The sequence below is a fragment of the Sporomusa sphaeroides DSM 2875 genome, from assembly GCF_001941975.2.
Lineage (GTDB): Bacteria > Bacillota > Negativicutes > Sporomusales > Sporomusaceae > Sporomusa > Sporomusa sphaeroides.
Genome location: NZ_CP146991.1, coordinates 1120106 through 1136625, shown reverse-complemented (window position 1 = coordinate 1136625; position 16520 = coordinate 1120106). Strand labels below are relative to the sequence as shown.

19 protein-coding genes are annotated in these 16520 nt (G+C 44.2%); 4 read left to right on the top strand and 15 right to left on the bottom strand.

Annotated elements, in window-relative coordinates; genetic code table 11:
- Positions 1-20: 20 nt before the first annotated feature.
- From SPSPH_RS04915 to SPSPH_RS04900, 4 genes are all read right to left on the bottom strand, one after another.
- Positions 21-1292, bottom strand: coding sequence for an MFS transporter (locus SPSPH_RS04915; RefSeq protein WP_075753780.1), 1272 nt, complete (start codon positions 1290-1292; stop codon positions 21-23).
- A 125-nt stretch (positions 1293-1417) separates the two neighbouring features.
- Entirely contained in the window at positions 1418-2425 is a 1008-nt protein-coding gene (locus SPSPH_RS04910; RefSeq protein ID WP_075753778.1) for an ABC transporter substrate-binding protein, read from the bottom strand.
- An 11-nt stretch (positions 2426-2436) separates the two neighbouring features.
- Positions 2437-3216, bottom strand: a complete 780-nt coding sequence (locus tag SPSPH_RS04905; RefSeq protein ID WP_075753776.1) for an ABC transporter ATP-binding protein — start codon at positions 3214-3216, stop codon at positions 2437-2439.
- Positions 3210-4157, bottom strand: a complete 948-nt coding sequence (locus tag SPSPH_RS04900; RefSeq protein ID WP_075753774.1) for an ABC transporter permease — start codon at positions 4155-4157, stop codon at positions 3210-3212. Before SPSPH_RS04900 ends, SPSPH_RS04905 begins: the two co-directional genes overlap by 7 nt.
- 369 nt (positions 4158-4526) lie before the next feature.
- Here SPSPH_RS04900 and murI point away from each other — a divergent pair, with 369 nt between their 5' ends.
- Together murI and SPSPH_RS04890 are read left to right on the top strand one after the other, a co-directional pair.
- Positions 4527-5300: a glutamate racemase gene (gene murI, locus SPSPH_RS04895; RefSeq protein WP_075753772.1), complete on the top strand. Its 774-nt coding sequence runs from the start codon at positions 4527-4529 to the stop codon at positions 5298-5300.
- A 163-nt stretch (positions 5301-5463) separates the two neighbouring features.
- Positions 5464-5760, top strand: a complete 297-nt coding sequence (locus tag SPSPH_RS04890) for a hypothetical protein (RefSeq protein WP_075753770.1) — start codon at positions 5464-5466, stop codon at positions 5758-5760.
- Between the two features lie 70 nt (positions 5761-5830).
- On the opposite strand, the gene SPSPH_RS04885 is transcribed toward SPSPH_RS04890, so the two are convergent.
- From SPSPH_RS04885 to SPSPH_RS04845, 9 genes are all read right to left on the bottom strand, one after another.
- Positions 5831-6295: a chemotaxis protein CheX gene (locus SPSPH_RS04885; RefSeq protein WP_075753768.1), complete on the bottom strand. Its 465-nt coding sequence runs from the start codon at positions 6293-6295 to the stop codon at positions 5831-5833.
- The gene (locus SPSPH_RS04880) at positions 6286-7143 is read right to left on the bottom strand and encodes a response regulator (RefSeq protein ID WP_198930889.1); all 858 of its coding nucleotides are present in this window, start codon (positions 7141-7143) and stop codon (positions 6286-6288) included. The genes SPSPH_RS04885 and SPSPH_RS04880 overlap by 10 nt, the downstream gene beginning before the upstream one ends.
- Positions 7144-7444: 301 nt before the next feature.
- A complete protein-coding gene (locus tag SPSPH_RS04875) occupies positions 7445-7879 on the bottom strand; it encodes a DUF3887 domain-containing protein (RefSeq protein ID WP_075753766.1) in 435 nt (144 codons plus the stop codon).
- Between the two features lie 164 nt (positions 7880-8043).
- On the bottom strand, positions 8044-9282 hold the full coding sequence (locus SPSPH_RS04870; protein WP_075753764.1) for an HAD-IIA family hydrolase: 1239 nt from the start codon (positions 9280-9282) through the stop codon (positions 8044-8046).
- A 240-nt stretch (positions 9283-9522) separates the two neighbouring features.
- The gene (locus SPSPH_RS04865) at positions 9523-9810 is read right to left on the bottom strand and encodes a Dabb family protein (protein WP_075753762.1); all 288 of its coding nucleotides are present in this window, start codon (positions 9808-9810) and stop codon (positions 9523-9525) included.
- Positions 9811-9868: 58 nt separating this feature from the next.
- Entirely contained in the window at positions 9869-10108 is a 240-nt protein-coding gene (locus SPSPH_RS04860; protein ID WP_075753760.1) for a hypothetical protein, read from the bottom strand.
- Positions 10109-10172: 64 nt separating this feature from the next.
- The gene (locus SPSPH_RS04855; RefSeq protein ID WP_075755962.1) at positions 10173-11084 is read right to left on the bottom strand and encodes a helix-turn-helix transcriptional regulator; all 912 of its coding nucleotides are present in this window, start codon (positions 11082-11084) and stop codon (positions 10173-10175) included.
- A 225-nt stretch (positions 11085-11309) separates the two neighbouring features.
- Positions 11310-11645, bottom strand: coding sequence for a pyridoxamine 5'-phosphate oxidase family protein (locus SPSPH_RS04850; RefSeq protein WP_075753758.1), 336 nt, complete (start codon positions 11643-11645; stop codon positions 11310-11312).
- A 94-nt stretch (positions 11646-11739) separates the two neighbouring features.
- Positions 11740-12411, bottom strand: coding sequence for a Crp/Fnr family transcriptional regulator (locus SPSPH_RS04845; RefSeq protein WP_075753756.1), 672 nt, complete (start codon positions 12409-12411; stop codon positions 11740-11742).
- Positions 12412-12593: 182 nt separating this feature from the next.
- Here SPSPH_RS04845 and SPSPH_RS04840 point away from each other — a divergent pair, with 182 nt between their 5' ends.
- Entirely contained in the window at positions 12594-13151 is a 558-nt protein-coding gene (locus SPSPH_RS04840; protein WP_075753754.1) for a DUF1638 domain-containing protein, read from the top strand.
- A gap of 169 nt (positions 13152-13320) precedes the next feature.
- Positions 13321-13980 carry a flavodoxin family protein gene (locus SPSPH_RS04835; RefSeq protein ID WP_075753752.1) on the top strand — a complete coding sequence of 220 codons (660 nt, stop codon included), beginning with the start codon at positions 13321-13323 and terminating at the stop codon, positions 13978-13980.
- A gap of 42 nt (positions 13981-14022) precedes the next feature.
- On the opposite strand, the gene SPSPH_RS04830 is transcribed toward SPSPH_RS04835, so the two are convergent.
- Both SPSPH_RS04830 and SPSPH_RS04825 read right to left on the bottom strand, forming a co-directional pair.
- Positions 14023-15120 carry a GGDEF domain-containing protein gene (locus SPSPH_RS04830; RefSeq protein ID WP_075753750.1) on the bottom strand — a complete coding sequence of 366 codons (1098 nt, stop codon included), beginning with the start codon at positions 15118-15120 and terminating at the stop codon, positions 14023-14025.
- 371 nt (positions 15121-15491) lie between these two features.
- Positions 15492-16502 carry an ABC transporter substrate-binding protein gene (locus SPSPH_RS04825; RefSeq protein WP_075753748.1) on the bottom strand — a complete coding sequence of 337 codons (1011 nt, stop codon included), beginning with the start codon at positions 16500-16502 and terminating at the stop codon, positions 15492-15494.
- Between the last annotated feature and the right edge of the window lie 18 nt (positions 16503-16520).

Below are 16520 nucleotides of genomic sequence, written 5' to 3'. Positions count from 1 at the left end.
TCCTGCTATCCTTTTATATGTTAATTGTAAATAACACTCATATGTGCTTTCATTTTTGGCAGACAGTTATAAAACACCATGGCGCCAATTACGCAAACACTGCCAAAAATACATTCTGTCGCCGGAGCGCCAATCTGTTGCGCCAAAAAGCCTGCCAGGAGACTGCCTAGCGGTGTCAAGCCCTGGAACGCCATCGAGTACATACTCATAATCCGTCCCCGCTTGCCATCGTCGACCACGGTTTGCAGCAGTGTATTTGTTGCTATGCTGTGCATGATCATGCCAATACCGGCAAAAAACATAATACCCAAAGCCAGCCAAACCGAGGTATTTTGCGAGAATACCACCAGTGCCAAACCAAATAAGCCTGCCGCCGCCGGTGTAATATTCTCCAGCCCGGCGACCTGGGAACGCGCCGCCAGAAAGGAAGCGCCACAGATGGCCCCCAGCCCTGTAGCCGAAAACAAGAAACCTAACATGGTAGAACCGCCGCCCAAAACCTGATCGGCAAAAATTGGCATAAGCACAATATACGGCATTCCTAGCAAACAGATAATCCACAGTAAAAAAAACAAATAGCGGATGGGAAGAAAGTGATAAGCATAGGAAAATCCTTCCCGTAATTCATGACCAATTGCCCAGTGGCGGCTAGGTTCCTCGGGTCCGGTATTGATCCGCATAGCCATTAAAGCCATGATGACCGCGATAAAACTGCCTGCATTCAACAAAAAGCAAATGCCTTCTCCCACAATGGCAATTAAAATGCCGGCAACAGACGGGCCGACAAGCCGCGCTGTGTTAATAATAATCGAGTTTAAGGCAATGGCATTATTCATATCGTCCCGGTCATCCACCATATCAACAATGAATGCGTGACGCGCAGGCAGATCAAAGGCCTGGATACAGCCAAGCAAAGTTCCCAATGCCATAACATGCCAGACCTCGACCCGGCCAGTCAATACCAGTATGGCCATAGTCAACGCCTGCAGCATTGACATGATTTGAGTAAAAATTATGATTCTACGTCTATTAAATCGGTCCACAATCAGACCGGCAAACGGTCCTAACATAAACCCGGGAATTTTGCCGCAAAAATTAACCATCCCGATCATCAAAGGCGATCCGGTTAACTCGTAAATCAGCCAGTTTATAGCGATATCCTGCATCCAGGTCCCAATCATGGAAATCGTCTGACCGGTAAAAAACAAACGGTAATTGCGATGGCGCAAAGCGCGCACTATCAGCTTGCTGTTGGCAGTAAGTTTAGCTTGTAGCTCCCATTTGCTCCCCATAAGGCGTAACGATCTCCTCTTTCATACTTAAACAGAACCTGACTAACTGAAAAATGCCGAAGGCTAAAGTATTGCTACCTTAGCCTTCAGCATCCTGCCAATCAGCCAACTTGCCGTATTATATACTATTGAACAGTATCCTGCACATCTTTGAAAAAGATAAAGCTGTTTTTGTGCAAGGCTTCCACATCCACACTACTATTCAGCATACCCACCTGCTGCAACTGTTTTGCTGTTATGCCAAAGGCATCGTAAGCCCCTTTAACCGAAGGAATATAGTTATAGGTTTTTAATACTTCGGCATTAAAAGCAGCGTCGCCGGCAACCCACTTTTTCTCAACCTGAATTTTTGCGGTTTCATCCTGATTCTTCTGGATCCAGGCACTGGACTTCTGCATAGCCCGGGTATATTTTGCCGCAATTTCCGGATAATCGCTGGCTATATTATCCCGGACAAATGCCGAGCAGCAATACTGATGTTTATAGGGTTCGGTCAATGCCGAGTCAACCAGAGTAAACAGTCCATATTCTTTTTGGGCTACGGCTGCCGTCGGGTCATTCATCGCCAGTGCATCCACCGAGCCGTTTTTCAAAGCAATGGGAAGATCACTGGCATTAAATACAGCAAACTCTACTTCCATGTTTTTTTCACTTACGCCCACACCGGCATCAGCTAACGCCCGTTTGGCAAAAATAATCGGGCTGCTGGTCATACTGGGAACCCCTATCCTTTTACCTTTTAAATCTGTCAGGGTCTTAATCCCGGAGTCGCTGGCCACAAGCACCTTGTCGCAGCCGGTATGCAAACCGGTGGTAACCTTAATCGGCAATCCGTTGGAAAGCGGCTGCATCAGGCTGGCCAGCAAACCAAAAGCAGCATCTATCTTACCGGCGGTAACGGCTTCAAATGTTGTACCAGGGGCCAGCTTAATCAGTTCAACCTTCAAACCTTCCTCGGCAAAAAAGCCCTTTTCCACAGCCATATGCACCGGAGCTTCACACAAGCTGCCGGAGTAACCGATTTTCAGCACAAACTCGTCCGCCTTGGTCACCGGTTTTTGGCCGCAGGCCGTTAATATCAGTGCAAAAATTACTGTTAAGGCAATCACACTCATCTGTTTTTTCCTGTTCATACCTTCACCTCTTATAAATAATAACCGGGCTCTTTTTCATTGCCGGCGTAATTCAGTATCCCTAAAATTTTTGAGCGCAAATGTAAAAATTCCGGATTGCTGCGGGCTCTGGGTCTTGACAGCTTTACCTTAATGCAGCTTTCTATCTTGGCCGGTCTTGGGGTCATAACAATGATGCGGTCTGACAGATATATTGCTTCGTCTACATCATGTGTCACCATAATCATGGTGGTTTTCCGTTCCTGCCAAATGCGGAGCAATTCATCCTGCATGTTCATGCGGGTAAATGCATCAAGCGCACCAAGCGGTTCATCAAGCAGCAGCACCTTGGGATAATTCACTAAAGCTCTTGCCAGGGATGCCCGCTGTGCCATACCGCCGGAAAGCTGATGAGGGTATGATTTATGGAAAGTTGATAATCCCACCAAATCAATAAATTTATGAACTTCCTGTTTACTTTCTTTATAGACGCTGCGGGCTTTCAAACCGAAGGCCACATTATCATAGACATTCAACCAGGGAAACAGCATGGGATTTTGAAACACCAGCCCGCGTTCATAAGATGGTTGGCTGATTGCCTCATTATCAATATACAGCTTCCCTTCATCAGCGCCGTTTAGTCCGGCAATCAGCCGCAGCAGCGTTGATTTGCCGCAGCCGGAAGGTCCAATGAGCGATACAAATTCACCGGCTTCAATGGTTAGATCAATACCGCTGAGGGCAACAACATCCTCTGCATCCTGCTGTGGAAAGCGTTTAACAACTCCTTCTATCTTTATTTCCCCTACCATTTTATGACTCCCTTCTGCCATACAAGTACATAATCGCGTACTTTGAATAATAGTGTAATAAGAATGGAAAAAGTAATGGCAATTAAGATAAGTCCTGCATAGACATTCGCATAAGCCATCATCTCCTTCTGCCAGTTAATATACCAGCCAATACCATTTTTGACCCCCAGCATTTCTGCCGTCATCAACGTGATGAACGAGGCGCAAGTCCCGTTAAACAGCCCGATAAACATGTGGGGCATGGAGGCAGGAACACCTACTTTGAATATTTGATAATATTTTCCGGCTCCCAGTGTACTGGATACTTCGAAATACGCATTTTGCACATTTAAAATCCCGCTGCTGGTCATTACAGTTGTCGGAAACCAAACGGCAAGCGCAATCAAAAAGGCACTGGCGGAAAATGTAGTGGGAAAGCTGATTAGCACCAGCGGAATCCAGGCGGTTGATGGAATAGGTCCCAGAACACGAATCAGCGGGTTTATCCAATAGCCGGCCCCTTTGCTGAACCCTACGGCAATACCGGTAGCGAACCCGGCAATGGCTCCAAAAAAATATCCGGTAAAAAGCAGCTTGCCGGAAGAGGCAAGACAAAGGGCGAGAAAATCCCGGTCTTCGATAATAACGCCCAGGATTTTATCCAGGGACGGAAAGTAGATAACCGGCAATAATCCCAGTTTTTGGGTTACAATATTAAGTACATTTAAAAATAAAATCGTTGCGGCAACAAACAAAGCCTGTTCTTCAATCCATGCTTTTGCTTTCATATTAAAATAGGAAGCCACCGTAACGGTTGCAAAACCCAGGAGAAAACATAGCAGCAAGTAGCTAAAATAAGGATGTTGTACCGGTGTGTGCCTGCCGCCATTTGCCACGAAGCTTTCCACAATAATTGCTAAAACAATCGATAAAACCGGAAGCCATATGGTTGCTTTTTTCATCTGTTACCCTTCTTTCTGAACATAAAATGCGTATTTGCTGAAAATACGAAAAGGCCGGGAAAATGCTTTTTAAAAAGCATTTTCCCGGCCTCTAGTGTGTTAACTAGTCAGCCGCCACCAGATAATTGGTTGGCTTACACTTACAGGTTATGATGGTATTATACGGCATATGCCTCCTGCTGTAAAGAGTTTCTCATTATATTTTGGAACATAGCTTTATGCAGTGTCGGGGGAGCAGGATTTCTACCGGCAGGTAGTTTATGATATTATAAGTATACAGGTACTATTATTGCACATCGGCGTTCCGTACTTTGACAGAGTTGTTCATGATAGTATAAGTACAATAATTGAAACTAGGAAGGGATTAAAATGAAGATCGGCTTTTTTGACTCTGGTATTGGCGGTTTAACGGTTCTTGGTCACGCTTTAAAAATACTACCGTTTGCTGATTACACTTACTATGCTGATATCGAGCATTTGCCTTATGGGGAAAAGACGAAAGGCGAAGTAAAACAATATGTCCAAAACGGTATGGATTATATGGATAAAATCAACGTAGATGCCGTGGTGATCGCTTGTAATACGTCAACAAATGTTGCTGTCGGGAAATTGCGAAAGAAATATAGTTTTCCGATCATTGGAATGGAACCTGCTGTAAAACCAGCTGTTGCTTATTGTAAAGAAAAAGGCAAAAAGGTATTGGTACTGGCAACCAGCCTTACTTTACGTGAGGAAAAATTTCATCAATTAATTCATAGACTTGGTGCGACAGACATGGTTGATACGATGGCATTAGGCCGCTTGGTGGATTTTGCCAGACAGTTTGAGTTTGACACTTCAGCTGTATATCAGTATTTGCAACGGGAATTTGCACCATTAGCAATAGCTGATTATGGTGCCGTTGTTCTTGGCTGTACACATTTCCCATTATTTAATAAAGCTTTGCAAAAATCGTTTACAACAGAAACTGTCTTTTTTAACGGAACTGTTGGCACCATAAATCACTTGGCAGATATATTAAATAAAAAAGGAGTAGTTCCGAGTACCGATGATAAAATTAAATTCGTAATTACCGATGGCAAGCTTCCACCAAATGACGTTGATTATAAAAAAATATTGCAAACTTATTTGCATAGCATATAAACAAAAGCAAAGCCCCAGCCCGTACCCTGCCGCCACGCTTCAGCTATCCAGCATTAGGCTGCTATTTATGGACATAATAGCAATAGGCTACCGCTGATCTCATGCAGTTAGTTCCTCAGAAAGGCAAAACTATACCGGAATATTAAAAATAGAGGTGACAACTATGCATCATACCACTCGTGTTATTTGTCCGGTTTGCAGCGCTGACCATTTTACCCTAAAATACCAGGCTACTTATGAGTATTCCTATAGGATAGACGGGAATGCCCCCGGACTTAATAACACCAACGAGCTTCTGCCCTATATGTATGATCAACGGGAACAAAAGGATGCTAAGCAATCTATAGAATGCAAAACCTGTGGAACCAGCTATCCCTGCTATTTTGATAAATGGACAGAAGGGATTACCCCCAAAATGATACAAGAGGCTATTGCCTCAGCCTATAAGTCACAACAGTAACTCAGAGAAAAATAACGCGCTGTGTATAGCCTCAATCACTGCCCTATTATTGGTTTAAATCCGAATGCTTTTACTTGTATAACCCGCAATAAACATTTACAGGTATGCCGTCCACAGTCAAATTAACAACAAGGACTTCAGACACCGCCAATCGTACTTGCCCATCATTGCCAATCAACAAAGTAGGCGGTGATATATCCAGCCCGTCAATGCCTGCCTTGGCAAAATTTGTGCAAGCATTAGCACAAACCATGTTCCCCATTTCAGAAATAGCGCTTTGAGCCAGGCTGTCTAATTCAGGCACTTCCATTCCCATCATCATCTTGGAAGCGAACTGTTTAGCTGAATCAAGCTCCATGCCAATGAGGACTGCGCCTTTTAGCGGACCAACAACACCAATATTAATAAGAACCCCTTGATAAGTTAAAATGGAGCCTTTCAAAGAAATCCCTTTCTTTTCTACTGTTTGAAAGCCAAGTTGCGGTACTATACTGACAAAGGCCTCCAGTATAGGATTAATCATAGTTACATCCACAATACCGACCCCTTCTTAAAGCCGATTCCCAGATAGATTCTGCCAAAATCACTGTCCGCATACAAACAGTGAAGCCGAATACCCGGACTGGCGATTTCGGTCTGTGCTCCATAAAACACACTGGGGGGAGATACCCTGAGGCTAAAAGCTTTATCCTTTTTATTCAACATTGAGCAGGCAATCCCACCCACTACATTAGCAAATTCCGCCCCCATTGCCACAACCTCATCTTGGCCTTTTGCCGGCCGCCGGAGAATGACTTCTGCCATTTTCTCTGCCGCTTCCTTTGATATGTCTAAAATCATCGACCCTGGATAATGTCCAATTATGCCAATAACCACGGTAATCCCTTGTGATATGTTTTTTTCCGAACACTCTGCTTCGACAAAAGTTGCCGTGGTTTTTGTCATACGAGTTATGCTCTGTCCGAGAGCTTCTTTAAAAATGTCGATACTCCAGCTTTGCAGATTATTATATAAAACGTCCGGAGACATAACTCCTTCAATAACCTTCTTTAACACTTCGCCCTCGACAGGTTTTTGCAGATAGCCAACTACGCCGCAACGACGGGCCTCGGCTTCAGTCTCCTCATCCTTCATTGAACTGACCAGAATTATTTTTGCCTTCGGGTCATGCGCAAGCAATGCCCTGCTGCATTCGAAACCGTCAGCCCCAGGCATGGCAATATCCATTGTCACAATATCCGGTTCACATTGCCTGTACGTCTCAATCAAGCATTCAATGGAATCTGCTTCGCCAACGACCTCACAGCCTTCCTGCTGTAGGCTGTCTGCCAAAAGAGTGCGAGAAAACGGTGAATCATCAACAACCATAACTCTAATACTCACATTTTAACCCTACCTTCGTATAAAATTAATTTGTCTGAATCCAACTGCATAATGTCTTCAACCCAAAAAGCACCTAAAATACCATAAAATGCGACTATATATGCCAATAATAAACTAAACTTACTAAGAAAACAACTCCTCAAAAAAACGCATCCTGAGCTGCCAAAACTATCCGCCTGTTAATTACTAAAGGACTCCTGATGATTTCAGGAGTCCTTTAATGACACGCATCCTATGTTTTATTTACCGCTTCCGGTTCCCTCATTGGCAGCTTATTATTCGGCAGATACCTCATCTTATGTTAATTGCTGCGTAATTTGGGAGAATCTAACCAAAATCCAGATATATACTTCTTCCCATTTTTATCGCTAAACACACTTCTTACAATTACATCACCAGGCTCCTGAGAAAATCTGGCCTTATACAGCACTACCGTATATCCGTCTTTATTCTCTGTCGAAATAAATTCCTTTGATAAATAACTTCCAATTTTAGCTTTAATTGGTCCGATAGTGTTCTTATATTGTGCTTCATTTAAAGAAGTTTTCATTTGCTCATCAAAATCCCGGGAAAACCGAGGGTAATCATCTTCATTCATCGCTAACAGCATATTTTCGGTTATAGGGTTAGCAAACTTTTGCACCTCATCTGCCGAAAGTTGCTGTGCGGAGCAGCCGGATAGTATGACAAGACTAACCAAGAGTATAACCAAAGTAAGATATTTGCTTAATTTCATTATATTACCTCCCCTCGTTACAAAATGTAAAATTCGCTTAAGAAACCTGAATTCCTTTTTAAATCAAATTAAAGTTATTTAACGTACATATAGGGAACCGGCAGACTGTATGGAAAGCCAGTAAATATTCAAAAATCCAGCTAAAAATGGTGGACTACAGCCTGCTATCTGATTACGGCTGCAGCCGCTTTGTCCAAGGCATCATTCAGCCATTGGGGGTGCATTGGCAGCAGGTTTGCAGGCAATTCATCAACAGCAAAAAAGGCTGCCCTGCTGATCTCATTTTTATCGGCCCGCAGGTGGCCGCCTGTTATAGTGCAGCGGAAACACAATGTGATAAAATGAGTGCGTTTGCCTGACGGGTAGCTGAAAACCTGTGTTGCAGGTTCTGAATAGACCCCCACTAATTTTTCGACAGCCACAGCCAATCCTGTTTCCTCGCAGATCTCCCTGACAATGGCCTGAGTAACCGTCTCAGCCTTTTCCACATGACCTGACGGCAAACCCCAGAGTCCGTTATCCACACGTTCAACCAGAAGAACCTCACCCTGACTGTTAAGAATTACCGCAGTGACTCCGGGCTCAATCGTATCCGGCCAGGGAAAGCCGGGATTGCGCCACTCCCGGAAATCAGAACTGTGTTGAAACAGTTCCAGCAGAGTGGTGATCCTGGCATTGGGCAGCCGGTAATCGTTCGCTGCCGGATAACGGCAGGCAATCCGCTCTACCAAGATGGCATCAAGACCGCACTGATGCGCTCCCAGAATATCGGTGTCCGGACTGTCGCCAATCATGACTGTCCGGCTGCTGTTGCCGGTCTTGTACAATGCCTGTTGAAACATGGGCGGATACGGTTTGCCGATGATAACAGGAATCCGACGGCAGGCCGCCTGTATCGCCTGCACGATAGCTCCCGTAGCCAACTGCCGTCCGTCCTTGCCGGGAAACGACAAATCAGAGTTGGTAGCGATAAACCAGGCGCCATTTTCAATTTGCCGGACCGCCTGCTCAACCTCAGCCAAAGTCGTACACTCATCATAGCCGACAACCACGGCCTGACATTCACCGGTTGTCACTGCCTGAATACCCTGGTTGGCAAATTCCGCCCGCAGGCTCGCAGTACCAATCACCTGGACACGCCGGATACTGTGCTGAGCAAGATAATGAGCGGCCGTCCAGCCGGGCGTAATGAATTCCTCCTCCTGTGAACTAACCCCCAGCCGCAGTAACTTTTCACAGAACTCCCGGCGTAAGTAACGCGGATCATTGGTGAGAAAATAGATTTGTTTGCCCATTCTCCGCAGCGCTTCAACGGCTTCCCCGCTGCCTGGCAGAAGTTCATCGCCAACATACATGACTCCGTCCAGGTCAATTAAAAACACATCATATCTTTCGGCCAGCATAAAATCACCCCTTATAAAATTAAAAAACCCGCAGGAGATATCCTGACGCACACCAAGTACGCCAAGCTATCCCCCTCGGGCTTTTTGTGCCAATAGGTGCCCCTGTCCGGTTGGAACAGGGCTGCAGCGCTCGGTCGCGGCCCCTGCTCGCGCAGGCGGAACCCTAGCTGCCTATTCCCAGCTTATTGAGTTTATTATAGCATATATAAGGGAAAACCGTAATGTGTGAATACTTTCCGCTCAGGATTCATAACAGACCGATGCGCTTGCAGCCAGTACACTGGCGATATATTGGCTTACTTCGACATGAACCGGATGCACCAGATACGCCTCAAAACCGGCCATCGAGTCATATTGGGCAATCATTATGATATCATAGGCCGCCGCCCCCTGCCGGATGTTCACTTCCACCTTGAGATCGCGCAGAAACTCAATTTTCCCGCGCATACTTAAAAGTGCAGACCGCACCTGTTCAATATTGGCACTGCTTCTGTCCTCTAACTTAAGAAGTAGATTGTTTGTAATCATTTCTTCACTCCTTTATATAACATCAATACCGCACCTTAACACTAGTAGCGTGCCAACCTTAAAACTGTAGAAAATATCCCGTCAGTGTCCACAGGATTAGGGTTATCATCCTACTAGGCTTGATTGCCGGTAAAATCAATGGCCAACCGGCTAATTTACCGGCCTGGATGGCGAAATGAAAGTCAAGTGAAACCGGACTGCCCACAAAATTACCGGCTACCTGCGCGGTAAGAACAGTCTCATCACTGAGTGGGACAAGGGGACAGGTCCCTTGTCCCACTCGATATTCATTCAGCACATCACCTCGTTATTTTTCTTTATTGTACACGAGGCAATAAGACAACAGTATGTCATATTTGAACTTATATTTCGTAAATTTTTACAGCTTGCTTTAAGCGGTTTGCTATAATTTGGCGGACATGTTCCGGCTCCTGCACCTCAACAAAACTGCCGAGTGAGAGAATATAGTCATACAGCCATTCACCCTCCGGCAGTACCGCTTCTAAGGTAAAACTGCCGTCGGCATTATGAGTAATAAGTGAGTCGTCAAAATAATCATAAAGCCGGTTTAAGACCTTGGCCTGAAAACGCAGCCTCAATGAAACCTGCGACTGTTTACCAGTCTTGCTTTCTGCCTGTTGCGGCTGTGGCAATACTTGGGGCATAAATGTTTCTAGCAGGGTTTTTATATTCTTCATGCGTGAAAGCCGGAAGGTTCTTTGCGCCTGGCGCTGCCGGCAGTAAGCTACTAAATACCAGGCATTGTCTTTAAAAAGCAGTTTTGCCGGTTCTGCTAAGCGGCGGCTTTTGTGCCCTTCACCGTTAACGTAATCAAAACACAGGACCTGCCGCTGCAGCATAGCCTGTTTTATATCGTTAAATTTGTTCTTGTCATTAGGTGCACTGCCCCACGGTGAAAAGTCGACTTCCACCCAGTCATGATCTGCCGCATGTTTGAATATGGCTCCCATTTTTTCCAATACCATATCCAATTCCGGATATTGCGTGGCCTGCAGCGTTTTAATGGCCAGCAGCAAATTCTCGCTTTCCTGCGCGGAAATCAGCGTCCGGTTTATTGCATAGTCTTCCAGGAGGTGTATGCCTCCGCCATTGCCCTTGTTTGTGTACACCGGCACGCCGGTAGCGGAAAGCACCTCAATATCCCGGTAAATTGTCCTGGTGGAAACGCCAAAACGGCCGGCCAGTTCCTTAGCCGTAACCGATCCCTTATTAAGCAATATGATGGTTATTTCAAACAGCCTGTTCATTTTCATTTTTTTATCACCGCCACTATTATACTGCAAATAAGACATATTTTGTCCTATTTGCAGTATAAGCTCTGGGCATATTGATATAGCAGCTTTTTCTTTGGGGACAAGAAGCCCTGTCCCAAGAATTGATTGGCAGTGTCCGCCGCCGGAGTAAACATAAGATAAGGACAGTCAGAGGTATTCTGACTGTCCTTATCTTATGTCAATATCAAATTCATTATTAGACGCTTATAACAAAGCAGCAACTTGCTCAATGGAAAGTATAACTTCGTCGTTCTGAACCACTGCCTTGCCAGTAAAACGGTAACCTACCTTTCCTGAAACCACTGCAGCTTGCAAGCAGCCGGTTTCAGCCAAGTTCTGGCGAGTTGTTTCCATTTTGTATACACCAAAAACTAACTGGCTGTCATTAACTATATTCTTAGCTTGACCAACTACAATCAAATGGGGGACGCCGGCTTTAGAGACAGATGTTAGGGCAATGAAAGGAGATGCCAAAATAGCCTCCTTCATTTCCTTGGTAAGTGTAACAAGATTATTACTGGTTTTTAGCTCTTGATTCATGATTACCACTCCTCATTTTGTCGTTATTGGGCTATATCACTATCATACCCGGTGATATGAGGATAAGCTGTCAAGTATTTAACAATTCTCAGAGCTAAAAACATTTATTTTTTAGAATATAATATCTTTTTTCCCGATAAAGATAATTTTTTTCTGTCAATTCTTTGATAGATTGCGAAACCATGACTCTCGATGAACCAACCAGTGCCGCAATTTCCTGCTGGGTTAATGGAATTGTAATCCGGATTCCGTTAGCGCAGGCCTCACCATGCTCCCGCGCCAAGCGCAGCATTAAACTCAATATTTTTTCCAGGGTTGACTGTCTATTGGTTTCAGATACTTGCTCCCAAATAGTATATAGCCGGTTACCCAGATTTTTTATCATTTCCCAAGCTAAATCGGGTTGGTTTTTTATGATCTTCTCAAAAGTCCAACGATCAATACTGCAAACTTTAGCTTCTTCCAATGCAATTGCTGTTGCCAATTGAACGGCACCGGGTCTAAATAATGCTGTTTCTCCCAACAGCTCGCCTGTACCCATAATATGCAGGATTGATTCATTTCCGTCTTCTGTTATACGCGTTAATTTAAACCGGCCTTCTTTGATAACATAAATATGATCTGCCTCATCTCCTTGCTGAAACAGAACTTGACCTTTCTTAATCTGCTGCTTATTGGTGGCAAAACAGATATGCTTAAAAAATTCTAAACTTAAACCGGAAAACAGTTCAATGTCACGTAAACATAAACATGGTTTGGTATTCATATTCGTTTTCCAACCCTCAGCATCAATTTATTTGTCATAATCTTCCCATTTTGTTAAATGGTTTACATCTTTTCACCGGGTTATAAGTATATAATTAAAGTCGTCAAGAGACCTTATGCCACTACGGTCAATCGTCCGTATCCAACGATCCCAAATAATGAAAATAAGGGGGACTACCGCCAATGACGAAACTATTGTGCTGTGAAATATTGCGTGCTGAAATCGAGCAACTGCTAAAAACAAAGCAAGATGTTGAAATTCAGTATCTCGAAGCAGGCTTGCACGCAGACTTAAAAAAAATGGAGAATGCTATAAAAACTGCCTTAGATGGTATCGGCAATAGCAATGATGTGCTACTGGGCTTCGGCAGCATGTGCCATCCGGAAATGGAGAGCATCGCCGCTAACTATGGTGTGAATGTTCTGGCAGGGAAAAACTGTATTGAAATCCTGCTGGGCGATAAATTAAAAGAGCTTGATGCTGAAGCCCGAACGTTCTATATAACAAGCGGCTGGCTGGAAAACTGGCGCAAAATATTTATCGAACAACTCAAATGGGATAAGATTGATGCACGTCAGAACTTTGGTTTCTACGAACGTATTGTTCTGCTTGATACCGGTCTTATTCCCGTAGAAGACGAAGCCATATTGGAATTCTTCGAATACACCGAAGTGCCTATTGAGATTGTGCCAGTCGATCTTGATAATCTCAAAAAACTGCTTGGCACCTATCTCAGGTAACGCCTGAAAACAGTTGCCTGTTTCTGCTGATTTTTTACTGTACCTATCATTTTACCTTAGACAAGCGTAAAAGTCTGTAAACTGTTTTACAATTATTCAAATATTTACGCCCTATCGCCTTCATGTTAAAATATCTAAATTACTATTCATTGCAGAGGAGAATACTCATATGAAAATACTAGGCATATCCGGAAGTCCTGTCCCCAACAGCAATACCGACCGTTTAATCCTGCAGGTGCTGCGTTCAACTAATCTGGATTTCGAATTTATAAAACTAAGCAATGTACATGTCCGGCCCTGTTTAGCCTGTAAGGCATGCGTTGAAGACAACCTTTGTAAAGTTAATGATGATTTTCCTGCTATAGCCCAAAAACTGCGGGAAGCACAAGCTGTGGTAATTGGCGGCTATACGCCTTACAGACTGCTTGATGCCTTTACCAAAGCTTTTCTGGAAAGGCTCTGGTCAATGAGACACATACATAGCCTAAACGAAAAAAAATATGCTGTCACTATTGTTTCAGGTCTTTTTAAAGAAATTAGAACTGCAGCCCTTAACGCCATGGCGACAGAACTGCAGATGGAAAGAATGCATCATGTAGCTGAATTTGAGATTGAAGGCAATGTGCCCTGTCTTACCTGTGGCTATGGCGATGACTGTAAGAACAGTGGCATACCCCACATATTTTCCCGGGAAATTAAGGCCTCCAAAGACCACTGTGTTGCCGTTGAAACACAGCCGGTGTGGGAAGAGGCCACAAAAACCGGTCAGTTACTCGGCCAGTTTCTCACAGGCAAAACTAATGATATCCCCTGTATTAGGCAGAATTAGTGGGACAAGGGACCTGTCCCCTCGTCCCATTATTATGGTTCATTAAAATTGAACAATTTGGTTGCGTCCGTTTCTTTTGGCTTGTAACAGGGCCTGGTCAGCCCGTTTAATTAACTTTTCCATATCGGCAAGTGCCTCCGGAATCATAGTGGCCGTCCCGATACTGATAGTATACTTAGGAATAGTTAAGTCACCGGCAGCACTTAGCAGTATTGCTGATTGGATCTTTTTCCCCATGATAAGTGCATCGCTGTCCGTGGTGTTGGGAGAAAAGATAATAAATTCTTCACCGCCGTATCTGCCGAATAAATCCTCCTTACGCAGGATGGCCTGCGTATCTTGGCTAAAATTAACCAATACGCTATCACCAACAGCATGTCCGTACGTATCATTGATAGCCTTGAAATTATCACAGTCGATCATAAATACTGTGACCGGCCTTTGCTGACGGATCATTAATGATAGCAATTTTTCCGACATTTGCATGAACTGCGCCCGGTTATAAATGCCTGTTAGAAAATCTTTGGTAGCCGCTTCCTGCAATCTTATGTCAATAACTTCACGGCTCATTAGCAAAAATGACATTGTGCTTATCAACATATGTAAGTATATACTGATGAACGCAAACATTTGTGATAAAGAAAGGGAAAATGGCGCATGATTGGGTCCCAGCGAGAATGCATACAAAGCCCGTACAACCTGACAGGCGGCTAAAATCAAAAAAAACAATGCCACTACTCTGCGTAAGTTAGTACTATTGCTGCGAAAAAAAAGTCCGGCAGCCGCCACTAACGAATACACGGCTATGGACATAGCACTAATAAAAGCTCTGATGCCGATGTTAGCTCCTGCTAGATAAAGCAGCGCAAATCCCACAGCCAATCCGGCTGCCACTTGCAGCCAGCGTTTCACCACACTTTTCAGCGGCACTCTGTCGATATGAACAATACAACAGACTTCTAAGGCAATACCGAGAAAAACAAGCCCATTGCCCACAATAACAGAGAAGTCAACCGGCACTATCCCTCTAAAAAGTAATACGCCCGCACCTGAAGTTTGCAGCAGCTTTGCGTAGGTATAATACCGCATTAAGACTTCAAAACCGGTAGTCTTGGCGAATATAAGCAGCATCAAACACATAACGAGATTTCCCATAAATATCAAGAAATAAATTGTATATGTATCCAGTATAGGCAACTAACTCACCTCAGTCACTTAGTCATACTGCACTTTTTAATAGGCTATCTCCTTACACATAATACAATATTATTATGACTATTACCATACCGAAGGAACAAAGTTATCTGCGTTTATTTTATGTAAAATTATGCTTCCTAATTAGGGTAAAAAAAATAAAATGCCGGCGTTCCCTGCCAGGGGCTACGCCAGCATTTAGTCAATAGTAATCAACCAGTCAACATCATTTATAATTGCCTGTTACTTTCCAGGTATCCCGTACAGCTGCCTGTTTCCAGTATGTCGACCAGCGCTTTGGATAAGTTAAAAATACCCTATTTTTTTACCTGTTGATTAAATTCATTAGTATAAATTTGTTCCGGCTTAATACCGGCCTTGATCTCATTGAAGTCGGTAAGCAAATCAATCCAGACAGTAACTGTTTCTTCCAAAATCACAGCATCTTTAGCATAATAACCAGGTTTAATTGTCTTAGGATCAACCTTGGCTCTTTTAGCGGTAATTTCAATAGCTTTGTCCGGATTGGCATTGGCCCAGTTGTTGGTTTTTGCCACTGCGGCAACAAAGCGTTTAACCACATCGGGTTTTTCTTTAATAAAGTTCTCGGAAAAATATGCCGGTGTCGCGCCGCCAATGGCTTCCCATACATCAAAATCGCTGAATAGAACGGTAAACTCGCCTCGCTCCTGGATGAAATCGGCGGTTTTGTGCATCATGGCCAAATCAATGTTTCCTTGGCGCAAAGCCTGATCCAGCTGCGCTTCAGGCATAACAATGACCTCCACCTTGCTTTTAGGATCAGCAATTCCTTGTTTTTTCATATAGGCATAGGGAGTGTATTCATTGCAGCCCCCGATAGTGGGTATGCCAATTTTTTTACCGACCATGTCCTGCGCGCTCTTTATCGGGCTGTTTTTAGTAACTACACCAACCATATGCGGGATGGCTTGGCTGGTCTCGGTATTTGCCGCAACCGCCTTAATTTTTGCCCCGGCGGAAATCCCGGCAATGGTTCTGTTGACATGAGCACCGCCCACATCCAGTTTTCCCGCCACAACGGCGGCCACCAATTGCGGGGAAGGCACAACACCGGCGTATTCAAGTTTTATCCCTTGCTCGGCAAAAAAGCCAAGTTCATCCCCCACATAATAAATTGACGGGCTTGTCGGCGCATTAGGAGTGGCCACCCGAATAACATCAACTTGTTTTCCGCCGCTTTCCGTATTGGTATTTGCCTGCTTTTTGGCACATCCGGTCAATGCCAGCATGAAAATAACCAATACCATCGCAGCAAGCCGCAAACGATTCCTGTGTTTTTGTTGCAAACTGCATCACATCCTTCT

Bases quoted from the DNA above. Each gene is read 5' to 3' on its own strand.
- SPSPH_RS04915 (WP_075753780.1), bottom strand. From the start codon at position 1,292: ATGGGGAGCAAATGGGAGCTACAAGCTAAACTTACTGCCAACAGCAAG.
- SPSPH_RS04910 (WP_075753778.1), bottom strand. From the start codon at position 2,425: ATGAACAGGAAAAAACAGATGAGTGTGATTGCCTTAACAGTAATTTTT.
- SPSPH_RS04905 (WP_075753776.1), bottom strand. From the start codon at position 3,216: ATGGTAGGGGAAATAAAGATAGAAGGAGTTGTTAAACGCTTTCCACAG.
- SPSPH_RS04900 (WP_075753774.1), bottom strand. From the start codon at position 4,157: ATGAAAAAAGCAACCATATGGCTTCCGGTTTTATCGATTGTTTTAGCA.
- murI (WP_075753772.1), top strand. From the start codon at position 4,527: ATGAAGATCGGCTTTTTTGACTCTGGTATTGGCGGTTTAACGGTTCTT.
- SPSPH_RS04890 (WP_075753770.1), top strand. From the start codon at position 5,464: ATGCATCATACCACTCGTGTTATTTGTCCGGTTTGCAGCGCTGACCAT.
- SPSPH_RS04875 (WP_075753766.1), bottom strand. From the start codon at position 7,879: ATGAAATTAAGCAAATATCTTACTTTGGTTATACTCTTGGTTAGTCTT.
- SPSPH_RS04870 (WP_075753764.1), bottom strand. From the start codon at position 9,282: ATGCTGGCCGAAAGATATGATGTGTTTTTAATTGACCTGGACGGAGTC.
- SPSPH_RS04865 (WP_075753762.1), bottom strand. From the start codon at position 9,810: ATGATTACAAACAATCTACTTCTTAAGTTAGAGGACAGAAGCAGTGCC.
- SPSPH_RS04855 (WP_075755962.1), bottom strand. From the start codon at position 11,084: ATGAAAATGAACAGGCTGTTTGAAATAACCATCATATTGCTTAATAAG.
- SPSPH_RS04850 (WP_075753758.1), bottom strand. From the start codon at position 11,645: ATGAATCAAGAGCTAAAAACCAGTAATAATCTTGTTACACTTACCAAG.
- SPSPH_RS04845 (WP_075753756.1), bottom strand. From the start codon at position 12,411: ATGAATACCAAACCATGTTTATGTTTACGTGACATTGAACTGTTTTCC.
- SPSPH_RS04840 (WP_075753754.1), top strand. From the start codon at position 12,594: ATGACGAAACTATTGTGCTGTGAAATATTGCGTGCTGAAATCGAGCAA.
- SPSPH_RS04835 (WP_075753752.1), top strand. From the start codon at position 13,321: ATGAAAATACTAGGCATATCCGGAAGTCCTGTCCCCAACAGCAATACC.
- SPSPH_RS04830 (WP_075753750.1), bottom strand. From the start codon at position 15,120: ATGTGTTTGATGCTGCTTATATTCGCCAAGACTACCGGTTTTGAAGTC.